We start from the raw sequence: 15,621 nt of genomic DNA, 5'->3' as shown, positions 1-15,621 counted from the left end.
GCCGAGCGCCTGGGCCATGCGCTGGTCCAGCGTCTGCACCGCCGAGGCCGGCGCGATGGCGGCCGGGTCGATCACCTCCGCCGCGGTGGCCGACGCCGCGCCAGGGCGTGCCGCCGGCGCGCTGGCGCCGGCACCGCTGGCCGCGGCGCTGCTGGTGGCGGCGGCCTCGCTGGCGCCCATCACGGTGGCGCTGGCGATGCTGGCGGTCTGGCCGGTGGTGAACACACTGGGCGTGTCCACGGGCGGCTTGCCTCCGGCGCGCTCGGATGCCGGCGGCGCAATGTCCGCCAGCTCCTCGGGCCACTTGCCCAGCAGGTAGTAGTCCATCACCTTGCGTGCGATCGGCGCCGCCACCGCGCCGCCGAAGCCGGCGTTCTCCACGATCATCGCCAGCGCGATCTTCGGGTTGTCAGCCGGGGCGAAGGCGGTATAGAGCGCGTGGTCGCGCTTGCGTTCGTCGAGCGCGTGGTGGTTGTACTTCTCGTTCTTGCCCACGGTGAAGGTCTGTGCGGTACCGGTCTTGCCGGCCGACTCGTAGGCGGCGCCGGCAAAGGCGCGGGCAGCGGTGCCCGAGTGCGTCACGCCCACCATGGCGCGCTTGATCACGTCGATATCGGCCTGCTTGAGCGGCAGCCGGTAGCTTTCCTTGGGTACCGTGAGCTCGCGGTCGCGGCTCACGGAATCCTCCACCGCCTTGACCAGGTGGGGCTTCATCGCGGTGCCGTTGTTGACCAGGATGGACACGGCGTTGGCCAGCTGCAGGATGGTGAAGCTGTTGTAGCCCTGGCCGATGCCCAGCGAGATGGTCTCGCCGTCATACCATTTCTGTTGGTCGGCCTTGCGATAGGCGCGGCGCTTCCAGTCGGTGGACGGCAGGATGCCGCGGCTCTCGCCTTCGATATCGATGCCGGTGATCTGGCCGAAGCCCAGCGGCTTCATGAAATCGTGGATGGCATTGACGCCCATGTCGCGCGCCAGCATGTAGTAGTACGTATCGCACGACTGCACGATCGAGGCCTGCATGTCCACCCAGCCGTGGCCACCCGGCTTGTCGTCGCGGAACGTGTGATTGCCCAGCGTGAACGAGCCCGGATCGTGGAAACCCCAGGCCGCGGTGCGCTTGCCGGTGGTGAGTGCCGCCAGCGCCATGAACGGCTTGTAGGTCGAGCCCGGCGGGTAGGTGCCGCGCAGCGGGCGGTTCAGCAAGGGCTTGTCGGGCGAGCCGTTGAGCTCGTTCCAGGCGTTGCTGTCGATGCCTTCGACGAACAGGTTGGGATCGAAGGTCGGCTTGGACACGAAGGCCAGGATGTCGCCGGTGGCCGGCTCGATCGCCACCAGCGCGCCGCGCTTGTCGCCGAACAACGCCTCGGCAAGCTGCTGCAGGCGGATGTCGAGCGACAGGATCAGGTTGTTGCCGGGCGTGGCGGGCGAGGTGGACAGCGTGCGGATCGGGCGGCCGCCCGCGCTCACTTCCACTTCCTCGAAGCCGGTCAGGCCGTGCAGTTCGGTCTCGTAGCTCTGCTCGATGCCGATCTTGCMGATGTAGTTGGAGCCCTTGTAGTTGTCGGCGTCCTTGCGCGGATCGTACTTGGCGCCCTCGGCGTCGTTGGCCTCGTCCATGGCCTCGATGCGCTCCTGGTCGCGCTGCGAGATGCGGCCCAGGTAGCCGATCACGTGCGAGGCGGACTCGCCCATCGGGTACTGGCGGAACAGCCGCGCGCGCACGTCCACGCCGGGAAAGCGGAAGCGCTGGGCGGAGAAGCGCGCCACTTCCTCGTCGGTGAGCTGGCTGCGGATCGGCAGGCTCTCGAAGCTGCGCGATTCTTCCATCAGCCGCTTGAAGCGGCGGCGGTCGCGCGGCTGGATGTCGACCAGCTGGCTGAGCGACTCGATGGTGTTGTCGAGCGTGTCGGACAGCTTGGACGGCGTGATTTCCAGCGTGTAGGCCGAATAGTTGCGCGCCAGCACCACGCCGTTGCGGTCCATGATGATGCCGCGGTTGGGCTCGATCGGCGCCACCGAGATGCGGTTGTCCTCGGCCTTGGCCGAGTACTGGTCGTGCTTGTACCACTGCAGCCAGAGAAAGCGGCTGAACAGCAGGCCGAAGCAGATCACGGCGAACAGGCCCGCGGCCGCCACGCGGATGCGGAAGCGGCCGAGCTCCTGTTCGACATTGCGGATTTCGGTCATGGTACTGCGTCAGCCTTGCGGTGTGCCGCGCACCCGCAAGGGGCGCGGCGGTACTCGGTTGAGGGTCAAGCTATTGCCGGATCGCTATTGCCGGCGCGCCGGCGCGTCATATGGGCCGGGTCTCGTCCACGTCGGCGCTGCGCCGCTGCGGCGCCAGCAGCATGCTGGTGGCCAGCGGCCACAGCAGCGCCTCGATGCCCGGCGCCAGCAGCAGCTGCCAGCCCGGCAGCGGCGCGCCCATGGCCAGGCGGATCACCACCGGCACCGCGTGCGCCATGAACAGCAGCGGCAACACGTGCAGCGCCTGGGTGTAGACCGTGAACCACAGCACACGGCGGTGGATGGTGATGGCGAAGTAGGCCAGCAGGGTGTACGCCATGGCATGCTCGCCAAGCAGGCGCGCATCGTGCACATCCATCAGCAGGCCCAGCGCGAACGCCACGCCCATGCCCACCTTGCGCGGCTGGTGGATGTTCCAGAACACCAGCACCAGCGCCACCATGTCGGGAATCCACAACGTGGAGCCCCAGGGCATCAGGTTGAACAGGAAGGCCAGCACGAAGCTCAGCGCGATGAACGCCGGGTTGACCGGTCGCAGCAGGTATTGGGGATTGGTCACCGCTTGACCTCCTTGGCGGCGGGGGCGGGCTTGTCGGCGGCTTTTTCCGTGGATTTCTCGGCGGGCTTCTCGGCCGGCTTTTCCGCGGGCTTCGCCGCCGGCTTGTCGCCTCCCCGCTCGGCATCCCTGACCCCGGGCCGGCCGGCCCGGCCGCTCCTGGTTTCCTTGGCGTCGCGCKGGCCGTCGATCGCCTCGCGCGGCGGCAGCTGCGCTTCGTAGCGGATCACCAGCAGCTGGCGGTGCGAGCGCACGCCGGCCACCGGTTCGCAGTACACGCGGGAGAACGCGGTGTCGGCCTTGCGCTCGATCTGCACGATCTTGGCCACCGGCAAGCCGGGAGGGTAGGTGCCGTCCAGACCGGAAGTCACCAGCAGGTCGCCCTGCTGCAGGTCGGCCGAAGCCGCCATGAAGCGCAGGTCGAGCAGGCCGGCACGGGCGCCGCCGAAGGCKACGCTGCGCAGCCCGTTGCGCACCACCTGCACCGGAATGGCCTGTTCCTTGTCGGTCAGCAGCGTGACTTCGGACTGGAACGGCGAGACGCGCGTGATCTGGCCGATCACGCCGCGTTCGTCGATCACCGGATAGCCGGCGCGCAGGCCGTGCTGGCTGCCGCGGTCGATCACGATGCGCTGGCTATACGGATCGCGCGCGTCGTAGAGGATCTCGGCTGCCGTCACCGGCGTGGCCGACTGCTGCTGCAGGCCAAGCAGCTTGCGCAACTGGTTGTTCTCGGACTCGAGCTGGGACTGGCGCACCGAGCCTTCGGCCTCGGTCACGGCGCGGCGCTTGAGTTCGCGGTTCTCGCTGGCCAGCGTGGCCGACGATTGCGCGTAGTCGAACGCGGTGCGCAGCGCGTCGCGCGGCACCAGCACGGTACGCTCGACCGGCATCAGCACGGTGGCGGCGACCTGGCGCACCACGCGCAAGGCATCGAAGCGCKCATCGACGATGAGCAGCACCAGCGCGATCGTCACATAGAAGACGAGGCGCGCCACGGCGGAAGTGCCCTGCTTGAAGAGCGGCGGCGGAGTGTAATCCATTTACCCGTGCGCTGGCGGAAAGGTCTCCCGGCCCCACGGACGCAACGCCGCCGCCCCGCCGGGTTGGCGGGAGTCAGGCGGGGTCGTGCGATACCCTGGGCCGGGCCGGGTCGGGGAAGCGGCGCGACGCGGCGAGGCCCCGACCAGGTGATCCGGCAGGCCGTGTCGCGCCACGAGCGATATCCTCTCGCTGACTCGTTATTCGTAGGAGAAGATGCTGCCGAGCTTGTCCATGCGCTCGAGCGCCATGCCGGAGCCGCGCACCACGCAGGTCAGCGGGTCTTCGGCCACCAGCACCGGCAGGCCGGTTTCCTCGGCCAGCAGGCGGTCCAGGTCGMGCAGCAGCGCGCCGCCCCCGGTCAGCATCATGCCGCGMTCGGCGATGTCCGCGCCCAGTTCCGGCGGGGTCTGCTCCAGCGCGATCTTCACGGCCGAGACGATCTGGTTGAGCGGATCGGTCAGCGCTTCGAGGATTTCGTTGGACGACACCGTGAAGGCACGCGGGATGCCTTCGGACAGGTTGCGGCCCTTGACTTCCATCTCGCGGACTTCGGAGCCCGGGAAAGCCGAGCCGATTTCCTTCTTGATGGCCTCGGCGGTCTGCTCGCCGATCAGCATGCCGTAGTTGCGGCGGATGTAGTTGACGATGGCTTCGTCGAACTTGTCGCCGCCCACGCGCACCGAGCCCTTGTAGACCATGCCGCCCAGCGAGATGATGCCCACCTCGGTGGTGCCGCCACCGATATCGACCACCATCGAGCCCGACGGCTCCGACACCGGCAGGCCCGCGCCGATCGCGGCCGACATCGGCTCCTCGATCAGGTACACCTGGCTGGCGCCGGCGCCMAGCGCCGATTCGCGKATGGCGCGGCGCTCGACCTGGGTCGAGCCGCACGGCACGCAGATGATGATGCGCGGCGACGGGCGCAGCAGCTTGGAGTCGTGCACCATCTTGATGAACTGCTTGAGCATCTGCTCGGTCACGGTGAAGTCGGCGATCACGCCGTCCTTCATCGGGCKGATCGCCTCGATATTGCCCGGCACCTTGCCCAGCATCTGCTTGGCTTCCTTGCCCACCGCCTGGATCGTCTTCTTGGCGTTGGGTCCGCCTTCCTGGCGGATCGCCACCACCGAGGGCTCGTCCAGGACGATGCCCTTGTCGCGCATATAGATCAGGGTGTTGGCCGTGCCGAGGTCGATCGCGAGATCGTTGGAGAAATAGCTGCGGAGAAATCCGAACATCAGGAATCCTGTTTTCTGGTGGTTCGCGAGGTATGCGAAGCGGCCGGCGCCGCTATCGGGCCAGCCACGAAATTCGTTGCGACGGGTGGTATTCAAGGCCCCCCACCGTTCGGCGAGCCCGGCGCCGCGCCGGCGCCGCGTCATCCGGAGATGCGCGGCAGCCGGGACGGGGCCGCCAGCCGAGGCCCGCCCGCCGGGGGCGGGAACAGCCTCTACGGGAACCTTTGATTAGACCACGCCTAAAAGTTCGGTGGAACCGCGCGGCAATTACAAAAAATTGCCGGCCGGGGCGGCCTAATCAGAGGGCCCTTGCCTGCCTTCCTGGTTGCCCTCGGCCCGGCGTCCGCCGCCGGCTTGCCGCGACAAGGGCGGCCTGGAGGGCGGTACGGGGGCGACGGTGCACTGCGTGTGCGCCGCGGGTTCCACCGGAAAGCTCCAGCGGGCGCGGATTTGCACCAATGTGACGAAGGCGCTGCCAGGGAATGGCAACGCGCAATGATACCTTATAATTCCCCCTGTTTCGGKGGCTTCTTCCTCGAAAAAACGTGTAACTTTGACGATTCCGGGGCGCTCCCGGCAGCACTCGCCCCGCCCGCCCCGGCGGCGCGCGCCTTGCCTCTCGCTACCGCGCCCGCTTCCGGATTCGCCTCCCGCCATCACGCCGATACAACACCGATTTCGCATCGACCACGCACCGACCCAAGCCATGGCTCTCGACCTATCCGACGTCAAGCGCATCGCCCACCTTGCCCGCATCGAGATCAACGATGACGAGGCAGGGCATACCCTTGTGCAGCTCAATCAATTCTTCTCCCTGGTCGAACAGATGCAGGCGGTCGACACCACCGGCGTGGAACCGCTGGCCCACCCGCTGTCCACCGTGCGCGAGATGTCGCAGCGCCTGCGCGACGACGCCGTGACCGAAACCGACCGCCGCGACGACTACCAGCGCCCCGCGCCGGCCACCGAAGGCGGCCTGTACCTGGTGCCCAAGGTCATCGAGTAAAGGTCAGCGCCTCACGGCCCCCGAACCCGGCGGCTCCCGCCGCGCCGGCTTGCCGCGCGCCGGCCGCCCCTCCTGCCAAGCCATACCGACCGACATGTCCTTTTCCGCAACTTCAGTGACCTCCCTGCGCCAGCTCGCCGACGCGCTGGCGGCGCGCACCGTTTCCGCCGAGGAACTGGCGCGCGACTACCTTGGCCGCATCGAGCAGGCCACCGCGCTCAACGCCTTCGTCGACGTCAACCCCGAGCTGACCCTGGCGCAGGCGCGCGCCGCCGACGAACGCCGCGCGCGCGGCGAAGCCGGCCTGCTGACCGGCGTGCCGATCGCCCACAAAGACGTGTTCGTCACGCGTGGCTGGCGCGCCACAGCCGGCTCGCGCATGCTKGCCGGCTATGAAAGCCCGTTCGACGCCACCGTGGTCKAGCGCCTGGGCGCCGCCGGCATGGTCACGCTGGGCAAGACCAATATGGACGAGTTCGCGATGGGCTCGTCCAACGAGAACTCGCACTTCGGCGCGGTCAAGAACCCGTGGGACCCTGCGCGCGTGCCGGGCGGCTCCTCGGGCGGCTCGGCGGCCGCCGTGGCCGCGGGCCTGGCGCCGGCCGCCACCGGCACCGACACCGGCGGCTCGATCCGCCAGCCGGCSTCGTTCTCSGGCATCACCGGCATCAAGCCSACCTACGGCCGCGTGTCGCGCTACGGCATGATCGCCTTCGCCTCCTCGCTGGACCAGGGCGGCCCGATGGCGCACACCGCCGAAGACTGCGCGCTGCTGCTGGGCGCCATGGCCGGCTTCGACGAGCGCGACTCGACCAGCCTMGCGCCCGCGCAGGGCGGCGTGGACGAAGACTTCACCCGCCTGCTCGGCCAGCCGCGCGCCGGCGCCAGTGCCGCCAAGCCCTTGTCGGGCCTGCGCATCGGCCTGCCCACGGAATACTTCGGCAAGGGCCTGTCGGCCGACGTCGAGCAGGCCGTGCGCGCCGCGCTGGCCGAGTACGAGAAGCTCGGCGCCACGCTGGTCGAGGTCTCGCTGCCCAAGACCGAGCTGTCGATCCCGGTGTACTACATCATCGCGCCGGCCGAGGCCTCGTCCAACCTGTCGCGCTTCGACGGCGTGCGCTACGGCCACCGCGCCGCCGAGTACCGCGACCTGATGGACATGTACAAGAAGAGCCGCGCCGAAGGCTTCGGCCCCGAGGTCAAGCGCCGCATCATGGTGGGCGCCTACGTGCTGTCGCACGGCTATTACGACGCGTACTACCTGCAGGCGCAGAAGATCCGCCGCATCATCTCCGAGGACTTCCAGCGCGCCTTCGCCCAGTGCGACGTGATCATGGGCCCGGTGGCGCCCACGGTGGCGTGGAAGCTTGGCGAGAAGAGCGCCGACCCGGTGCAGATGTACCTGGCCGACATCTTCACGCTGTCGACCAGCCTGGCCGGCCTGCCCGGCATGAGCGTGCCCTGCGGCMTGGGAGAAGGCGGCATGCCGGTCGGCCTGCAGCTAATCGGCAACTACTTCGGCGAAGCCGAGCTGCTGCAGACCGCGCACGCGTTCCAGCAAGCCACGGACTGGCATCTGCGCCGGCCCGCGCAGGCATGACGGCGCGGCGCTGGCTGGTTCGCATCGCGGGCGGCATCGCGCTGGCCGCGGGGCTGGCCGCCTGCATTCCGCTGCCGCGCTTCGGCCAGCCCACGCCGATCGCCAGCCGCGACATCGACCTGGCCGGCGACTGCCGCCGTACCGAGGAGGACGGCTTCCGCGAGGACGCGCAGCTGCGCGTGGCCGACAACACGGTGCAGCAGCTGTCGTGGAAACTGTGGGTGGGCAAGCGCGGCTCGTGCAGCTTCAACCTGGCCGAGTTCCGCCAGACCCAGAAGAAGCCGCATATCGAGCTGCGCGCCAACGACGGCAGCGCCTGCAAGCTGATGGTCTGGCAGGACCCGCGCCGTGTCACGCTGGCGCACGCCAACTGCCAGCAGCGCTGCTCGCCGGGCATCTATGAAGAGGCCTGGCCGGTGATGTTCGAACCTGGCACCGGCGGCTGCGCCCAGATCCGATGAAACTCACCCGGGCCTTGCCCMTGCTCCTCTTCCCCCTTCGCGCCCTGCGCGCCGCGGCCTTGTGCCTCGGCGCCGGCGCCGCGCTGCTGGCAAGCCCCGCCATGCACGCGCAGGCCTCGGTGCCGGCCGCCGCCGCGGAGTCCGCCATGCCGGCGGCGCAGGCGGTGCGTTTCCCGGGAACGGACGAAGGCAAGCCGCTCGACGCCTACTGGTTCGTGCCGCAACACGGCGCCACCGCGCCCGCGCAGGCCATGCCGGTAGTGGTTGCGCTGCACGGCTGCGCCGGGCTTTACCAGCGCGGCGGCACCGACGCAGCGGCGCTGCAGGCGCGCTACCGCGACTACGTGCGGTGGCTCACCGCGCGCGGCTACGCAGTGCTGCTGCCCGACAGCTTCGCCCCGCGCGGCAAGCCGCAGGGCATCTGCACCGAGCCCATGGCCACGCGCGACATCGACGACACCGTGCGGCGCGGCGACGTGCTGGCCGCGCTGCAGTGGCTGGCGCGGCAGCCCGGCGTGGACACCGGCCGCATCGTGCTGCTGGGCTGGTCCAACGGCGCGCAGGCCGTGCTCAGCGCCATCGACGCMAGCCGCGACTGGCCCGCCGGCGCACCGTCCATCGAACGCGCCGTGGCCTTCTACCCGGGCTGCAAGAGCGCCGTGCAGCGCCATGGCTTCCGCCTGCGCGCGCCCTTGCTGCTGATGACCGGCGGCGCCGACGACTGGACCCCMGCCACGCGCTGCGCCATGCTGCGCGAAGCCGTGGCGGCGCGCCAGCCCGAGGCGCGCTTCCGCCTGGAGATCTACCCTGGCGCCTACCACGGTTTCGACGCCTTCGAAGGCGCGGGCGAGCTGCGGGTGCGGCGCGACGTGCCCAACGGCACGCATCCGGGCCGGGGCGTGACGGTGGGCGCCGACCCGGTCGCGCGCGACGCGGCGCTGGCGCAGCTGGATTCATGGCTGGCCAGCCCGAATCCCTGAGCGTAGCGGCACGGGGCACGCGGCGTGCAGGAACACGAAAGCAGCAAAGCACGAACGACGAACAACGAACGACGCAGTACAAGTAGCAACACATACCGCACACGAACAGGAATACCGCCATGCAATGGGAAGTGGTGATCGGCCTCGAGACGCACACGCAACTGTCGACGGCCTMCAAGATTTTCTCCGGCACCTCCACCGCCTTCGGCGCGGCGYCGAACACGCAAGCCTCGCCGGTCGACCTGGCGCTGCCCGGCGTGCTGCCGGTGCTCAACCGCGGCGCGGTCGAGCGCGCCATCGAGTTCGGCCTGGCGATCGGCGCCACCATCGCGCCGCGCAGCGTCTTCGCGCGCAAGAATTACTTCTACCCTGACCTGCCCAAGGGCTACCAGATCAGCCAGTACGAGCTCCCGGTAGTGCAAGGCGGCAGCATCAGCATCCAGGTCGAGGGCAAGAAGGGCGAGACCTACGAGAAGACCGTGCAGCTCACGCGCGCCCACCTCGAGGAAGACGCCGGCAAATCGCTGCACGAAGACTTCGCCGGCATGACCGGCATCGACCTGAACCGCGCCGGCACCCCGCTGCTGGAAATCGTCACCGAGCCCGACATGCGCAGCGCGGCCGAGGCCGTGGCCTACGCCAAGGCCCTGCACGCGCTGGTGGTATGGCTGGGCATCTGCGACGGCAACATGCAGGAAGGCAGCTTCCGCTGCGACGCCAACGTATCGGTGCGCCCGTACGGCAACCCCAAGCTGGGCACGCGCCGTGAGATCAAGAACCTCAACTCGTTCCGCTTCCTGCAGCAGGCCATCGAGTACGAAGTGCAGTGGCAGATCGCCGAGATCGAGGACGGCCGCGAGATCCAGCAGGCCACCGTGCTGTTCGATCCGGATACCGGCGAGACGCGCGCCATGCGCACCAAGGAAGACGCGCACGACTATCGTTACTTCCCCGACCCCGACCTGCTGCCGCTCGAGATCGACGCCGCCTGGATCGAACGCGTGAAGGCCGCGCTGCCGGAACTGCCCGCGGCMATGCAGGCGCGCCTGGTATCGCAGTACGGCCTGTCCGCCTACGATGCCAGCGTGCTGACCGCTTCCAAGCCGCTTGCCGGCTACTTCGAAGCCGTGGTTGCCGAAGCCGGCGCGGCCAACGCCAAGCCCGCCGCCAACTGGCTGATGGGCGACGTGTCCTCCCTGCTCAATCGCGAAGGCATCGCGCTCGACGCCGCCCCGGTCAAGCCCGCCCAGCTGGCGAAGCTGCTGGTGCGCATCGCCGACGGCACGGTGTCCAACAACACCGCCAAGAAGGACGTGTTCCCGGCCATATGGGCAGGCGAGCAAGGCGGCGACGCCGACGCCATCATCGCTGCCAAGGGCCTCAAGCAGATGTCCGACTCGGGCGAACTGGAGAAGATCATCGACGACGTGCTGGCCGCCAACGTCAAGTCGGTGGAGGAATTCCGCGCCGGCAAGGAGAAGGCGTTCAATGCCCTGGTCGGGCAGGCCATGAAGGCCACCAAGGGGAAGGGGAACCCGGCGCAGGTGAATGAGTTGTTGAGGAAGAAGTTGGGGGCATGAGGATTGGCCTTCTTGCCCGGGTTGCTGTGGGCCTGGCGGCCCGGGCCTTTTGGGTCCTTCAGGTGCATGCAAGTGCGCCTGTCTCTGTGGGCCTGGCGGCMCGGGCTTTGGTTGGTTTATTTTGGCGTCTTTGGTGGAGTCTGCTTGTCTCTGTGGGCCTGGCGGCTTGGGCTTTGGTTGGTTTATTTTGGCGTATTTGGTGGAGTCTGCTTGTCTCTGTGGGCCTGGCGGCCCGGGCTTGATAGCCCGTTCGCACACATGTAAGTGTCACTTTTCTTTTCTCGAAAAGAAAAGTAACCAAAAGAAAGCGATTCTTGCAGAAGGCTGGGCGCTCAGACTTCAAGTCTGACGCTGGTTTCGTGGTGGGTCTCGTGGCTTCGGCTCGACTGCTGACGCTACCGGCTTGCTCGCCTGCGGCGTCGCGGGCGGTGTCCGATTCGTGGCGGCGCTGCATGATGGCGGCGGCCCAGGTGGTTCAGGCTGCTGCCGCGACCGGGGTGGATGGGCGCGTCATGGGAACGGCACTGGTTTCGTGGTGGGCGCGGTGGACCGGGGCGCGGGTGTAGTTGGTTCCCTTTTCAAGCCGGGGCCACCACGCCCACCACGAAACCATGAGAGTGCTACGTCGTGGTGGCCAGCGCCGGTGACGGCAGATGGCCGAACAAGCAGTGTGCTCGCCATCATAGGCCTGACCCCGAAACCACCACCTCCAGCAGGATTGTGGCCGCCAGCACCGGTAACGGCAGGATGCCAGTAGAACCACAAACCCCACGACGAAACCAGCAATACCAGAAATMCCAACGTTTCTGCCCCTGCCGGCCAGGCAGTCCGCTTTCTTTGCCTACTTTCTTTTCGGAAAAAAGAAAGTAGGTCGCTCCGGGGGAGCGAAAGCCTTTGACTTTGATGTTGATTTTGAGCTTTTAAAGAATTTGACCTTGAAGTTAAATCCTTTGACTTTGATGTTGATTTTAAGCTTTTAAATAATTTGACYTTGATGTCGAAACACACCCCCCGCAGCCCCCCTCACCCCCGCATCAAAAAACTATGACTCACCCCACTCCCCACCTCATGCACCCTCCGCAAGAAATCCCCCAACCACCCATGAATCCCGACAGAAAAAATATCCTCKATCCGGGCAAACTTAAGCTCCGCATGCAGCTTGCCCGCACGCCTCTCAGTCTCCGCTGAAGCCACATTGCGCACCTGCGCCAGCAAGGACACCACCTCCCGCAGGCTGGCCGCCAGCGAGCGCGGCATGTCGGGATGCACGATCAGCAGTTCGGCCACGCGTTCCGGCGTGACCGCCGAGCGATAGACCTTGCGGTACATCTCGAACCCCGAGACCGAGCGCAGCACCGCGGCCCACTGGTAGAAGTCGCCCTGCTGGCTACCCGGGTCGGTGGCCTGGAACTTGACGTCGAGCAGCCGCGCGGTGTTGTCGGCGCGCTCGAGGAAGGTACCCAGGCGCATGAAGCAATAGGCTTCGTCCTTGAGCATGGTGCCGGCTTCGACGCCGCGCGTGAGGTGGGAGCGGAATTTGACCCATTCGAAGAACTGCGCGGGATCGTGCCGCAGGATGCCGTCGGCGACCATCTGCTGGACATCGAGCCAGGTGGTGTTGATGGTTTCCCACAACGGCGTGGTCAGGGCGCCGCGCACGGCGCGGGCATTCTCGCGCGCGGCGCGCAGGCAGGACATGATCGAGGCCGGGTGGCTGAGGTCGCGCACCATGAAGTCGAGCACTTCCTCGTGCACCACCGCGCCGTGATGCTCGGCAAAGACCGGCGTGAGCTCGGTCGCGTCGAGCATGGCCAGCCAGCCCTGCCGGGCCTCGTCGCGCGACTGCGGCAGCAGCGCGGTCTGGTGGTTGACGTCGAGCATGCGCGCGGTGTTCTCGGCACGCTCGGTGTAGCGGGCCATCCAGAACAGGTGGTMGGCGGTGCGGCTCAGCATATTGACTCCCCTTTTTTCGGCAACCCCTGCACAACACAGGCAATTGGCTTGCCAGCCGCGTCGGGGCGCTGCCTATTCCACCTGCAGCACGCTGACCTCCACGTCCACGCCATGCGCGCCGCCGCCCACGATGACGCCGCGCAGCAACGAGACATCGCTATAGTCGCGCCCGAACGCCAGCGTCACATGGCCGGTGTCGGCCAGCACGTCGTTGGTGGGATCGAGGTCGACCCAGCCGGTCAGCGGGCAATACACCGACAGCCAGGCGTGCGAGGCATCCGCGCCGATCAGCCGCGGCTGGCCCGGCGGCGGCTCCGTGCGCAGGTAGCCGCTGACATAGCGCGCGGCCAGGCCGAGCGARCGCAGGCAGCCGATCATGACCTGCGCGAAATCCTGGCAAACCCCGCTGCGCAGCGCGAAGGCCTGCAGCGCCGGGGTGGCCACCTCGGTGACCTCGGGCTCGTACTCGAAGTCGGCGTGGATGCGGTGCATCAGGTCGATGGCGCCGGCYACCACCGGCACGCCGGGCGCGAAGCTGGCCAGCGCATAAGCCTTCAGGTCCGGATGCAGGGCCACGTTGGGCGAGGCGAAACAGAACTCGCTCTCGGGCCGGAAGGCCTGCCCGGCGCGAAAGCGCAGCGCGGCGACGGCGTCTTCCCACGGCATGCTGGCGGCCGGATCGAGCGCGTCCCAGCGCGGCAGCACGCGCACCGTGCTCTCGCAGCAGAGCTGCATGAAGTCGTGCGGCACGTCGATGGTGAAGTACAGCACATGGTTGCCGAAGGCGTCCGTGCCGGCATGCTGGTGCGAAGGCTCGGGCTCGACCTGCGTGCTGTGCGACAGCACCGTTTGCCACGGGCACGTCACCGGGTACACCACGGCGCGTTGCTGGGCATTCTCCACCGGCGCGGAATACTCATAGGTGGTCTTGTGATGCACTGTGAGCGCGGCGGGGGCGGGCACCGCGGCCGCCGGATCGTTGGCCGGCACGCTCATGGCCGCACCCGCACGCCGGCCATGCCGGCGTGGCTGAAGTAGCGCGCGCTGATCTCGTMGGAGAGCTGCCCCACCAGGCTGCTCAACTGGTCGCACGCCTGCACCAGATTGGTGTATTGCCCGCTTTCGTCGCGCCGGCATAGTGCATCCCAGCCGGGCAGTGCCTCCACCGCGGGCAGCCATTGCGGCAGTGGCGTGCGTCCGGTGCCCGCCGGGCTGGCCGGCGGCGTGAGCTGGCCAAGCTTGACGCGCAGCCGCGCCAGCACGCCGTAGAGCCCGCGCGGGTTGGTGGGTTCGATCACAACCTGCTCGACCAGCGCCGGCACGTCGGTGCGCCCGGGGTAGAGCGCGCGGAAGGTGAGCGTGCTGTCGAACAGGTGCAGCAGCAGGTCGAAGCCACTTCGGTGCAGCAGCGCGCCGTGCCGGGTGAACACTTCCAGGAAGGTCGACAGCGTCGACACGCGTTCGATATGCCGGCCGATGAACAGCAGGCGCCACGCCTCGTCGCGCATCATGCGGTCGCCMTGGGCGCCGCTGATGGCGGCCAGCTGCATGCCGAGATGGTCGAGCGCGGCCAGCACGMGCGGGCGGTCGTAGTAGCCGCAGTCGCCGCTGCCGGACGCGCCGGTGCAGGCGGCCGCCATGGCGTCGCCGAAATCGTTGCGGGCGGCCAGGATCATGCGCCAGTGGTCGTTGGACAGGCGGTTGCGGATCTCGGTGGCGGCGAGCACATGGCTKGCCAGGTTCTGGCCCACGCTGGTCCAGCCGGCGCTTTCGGCCAGCGCCGCCACCAGGCTGCGCTCGAACACGCGCAGCGATGCGCGCGGCTGCGGCGCGCCGGTCGGCAGCAGGCCGCAGGCGACCACCAGCTCGCCGATGACGTCGAGCACGCTGTCGTCGCGCTCGTCGCTGCTTTCGATCGAGCCCAGCACGAGCCGGCACAGGCGCACGTTGTTTTCGGCGCGCTCGGCGTAGCGGCCTGCCCAGAACAGGTTCTCGGCGGCGCGGCTCGACACCGCCAGCGGCTTGGCCGCGCGGCCGGGATGCGCGGCGCCGAGCATGGGCGTGGCCGGCACCGGCGCGGGCTGCGCCGGCTGGCTCGACAGCACCCAGGTGTCCACGCTGGAACCGCCGAGCTGCATCGACACCCCCGGCTGGCCCTCGCCCGCCAGCCGCGTGAAGCCGCCCGGCATCACCTGCCAGCCGCCGCGCCCGTCGGCGATCGCGAAGACCCGCAGCATGGCCGCGCGCGAGCCGATGTGCGGCCCCTCCCAGCGCGGCGCGTGCGACAGCGGCAGGTCGGCCTGGATGGTAAAGAGATCGGGCACCTGTTCGATGCGCTCGCGCCAGTCTGCCAGCCGCTGCAGGCCCAGCTCCATGCCCAGGCGCGGGCCTTCCCACGGCTGCGCCAGCCCGCGCGGGTAGGTCGGCATCAGGAACGCTTCGCTGAACTGCGCCAGCGCCTGCGCGCGCGCCGAGGCCTCGCCGCACCACCAGCTCGGCACGCTGGGCAGCAGCAGCGGCTCGCCCAGCAGCTCGCGCGCGATGCCCGGCAGGAAGCCGTGGATGGCCGGCGTTTCCATGAAGCCGGAACCCGGTGCGTTGGAGACCAGCACGTTGCCCGCGCGCATCGCCTGCAGCAGCCCGGGCACGCCAAGMGTGGAATCCTGGCGCAACTCCACGGGATCGCAATAGGCATCGTCGAGCCGGCGCAGGATCACGTCCACGCGCTCCAGCCCGGCCAGCGTCTTCAGGTAGACCACCTCGTTGCGCACCGTCAGGTCCTTGCCCTCGACCAGCGTGATGCCGAGGTAACGCGCCAGGAAAGTGTGCTCGAAGTAGGTCTCGTTGTACGGGCCGGGGGTCAGCAGCACCACGTGCTTGCCGGCCGCGGCCGCCGCGCCCGCGGCGCCGGCCGCKGTCAGCTGCGTGACCGCGCCGGCCGTGCGGATGG

General features: G+C 68.5%; 12 protein-coding genes. 5 read left to right on the top strand and 7 right to left on the bottom strand.

The annotated features are described in order from the left end of the window. From mrdA to AC1DKV_RS37835, 4 genes are all read right to left on the bottom strand, one after another. On the bottom strand, positions 1-2,190 hold a 2,190-nt coding region (mrdA, locus tag AC1DKV_RS37850; RefSeq protein ID WP_477139457.1), incomplete at its 3' end, for a penicillin-binding protein 2. 106 nt (positions 2,191-2,296) lie between these two features. Then, positions 2,297-2,809 carry a rod shape-determining protein MreD gene (gene mreD / locus AC1DKV_RS37845; protein WP_441621295.1) on the bottom strand — a complete coding sequence of 171 codons (513 nt, stop codon included), beginning with the start codon at positions 2,807-2,809 and terminating at the stop codon, positions 2,297-2,299. Further along, positions 2,806-3,849, bottom strand: a complete 1,044-nt coding sequence (gene mreC / locus AC1DKV_RS37840; RefSeq protein WP_477139456.1) for a rod shape-determining protein MreC — start codon at positions 3,847-3,849, stop codon at positions 2,806-2,808. Before mreC ends, mreD begins: the two co-directional genes overlap by 4 nt. A 198-nt stretch (positions 3,850-4,047) precedes the next feature. Further along, entirely contained in the window at positions 4,048-5,091 is a 1,044-nt protein-coding gene (locus tag AC1DKV_RS37835; RefSeq protein ID WP_477139455.1) for a rod shape-determining protein, read from the bottom strand. Between the two features lie 706 nt (positions 5,092-5,797). Here AC1DKV_RS37835 and gatC point away from each other — a divergent pair. The 5 genes from gatC to gatB all read left to right on the top strand — a co-directional run bounded on the left by gatC (position 5,798) and on the right by gatB (position 10,718). Beyond that, a complete protein-coding gene (gene gatC, locus AC1DKV_RS37830) occupies positions 5,798-6,097 on the top strand; it encodes an Asp-tRNA(Asn)/Glu-tRNA(Gln) amidotransferase subunit GatC (RefSeq protein WP_441621299.1) in 300 nt (99 codons plus the stop codon). Between the two features lie 94 nt (positions 6,098-6,191). Beyond that, positions 6,192-7,697, top strand: a complete 1,506-nt coding sequence (gatA, locus tag AC1DKV_RS37825; RefSeq protein WP_477139454.1) for an Asp-tRNA(Asn)/Glu-tRNA(Gln) amidotransferase subunit GatA — start codon at positions 6,192-6,194, stop codon at positions 7,695-7,697. Next, on the top strand, positions 7,694-8,158 hold the full coding sequence (locus tag AC1DKV_RS37820) for a hypothetical protein (RefSeq protein WP_441621303.1): 465 nt from the start codon (positions 7,694-7,696) through the stop codon (positions 8,156-8,158). The genes gatA and AC1DKV_RS37820 overlap by 4 nt, the downstream gene beginning before the upstream one ends. After that, on the top strand, positions 8,155-9,138 hold the full coding sequence (locus AC1DKV_RS37815; protein ID WP_477139453.1) for a dienelactone hydrolase family protein: 984 nt from the start codon (positions 8,155-8,157) through the stop codon (positions 9,136-9,138). The genes AC1DKV_RS37820 and AC1DKV_RS37815 overlap by 4 nt, the downstream gene beginning before the upstream one ends. Before the next feature lie 119 nt (positions 9,139-9,257). Further along, the gene (gene gatB, locus AC1DKV_RS37810) at positions 9,258-10,718 is read left to right on the top strand and encodes an Asp-tRNA(Asn)/Glu-tRNA(Gln) amidotransferase subunit GatB (RefSeq protein ID WP_477139452.1); all 1,461 of its coding nucleotides are present in this window, start codon (positions 9,258-9,260) and stop codon (positions 10,716-10,718) included. Between the two features lie 1,023 nt (positions 10,719-11,741). On the opposite strand, the gene AC1DKV_RS37805 is transcribed toward gatB, so the two are convergent. The 3 genes from AC1DKV_RS37805 to AC1DKV_RS37795 form a co-directional block, all read right to left on the bottom strand. Continuing rightward, a complete protein-coding gene (locus tag AC1DKV_RS37805) occupies positions 11,742-12,671 on the bottom strand; it encodes an alpha-E domain-containing protein (RefSeq protein ID WP_477139451.1) in 930 nt (309 codons plus the stop codon). Positions 12,672-12,743: 72 nt separating this feature from the next. Next, positions 12,744-13,667: a transglutaminase family protein gene (locus tag AC1DKV_RS37800; RefSeq protein ID WP_441650393.1), complete on the bottom strand. Its 924-nt coding sequence runs from the start codon at positions 13,665-13,667 to the stop codon at positions 12,744-12,746. Then, positions 13,664-15,621, bottom strand: a 1,958-nt coding sequence (locus AC1DKV_RS37795; protein ID WP_477139450.1) for a circularly permuted type 2 ATP-grasp protein, incomplete at its 5' end; no start/stop codon positions are given. The genes AC1DKV_RS37800 and AC1DKV_RS37795, both read right to left, overlap by 4 nt.

The organism is Cupriavidus sp. 05T41, assembly GCF_056396525.1.
The sequence above is the reverse complement of the archived record's forward strand: the minus strand, read 5'-3'. Positions and strand labels throughout refer to the sequence as shown.

Bases quoted from the DNA above. Each gene is read 5' to 3' on its own strand.
- AC1DKV_RS37820 (WP_441621303.1), top strand. From the start codon at position 7,694: ATGACGGCGCGGCGCTGGCTGGTTCGCATCGCGGGCGGCATCGCGCTG.
- gatC (WP_441621299.1), top strand. From the start codon at position 5,798: ATGGCTCTCGACCTATCCGACGTCAAGCGCATCGCCCACCTTGCCCGC.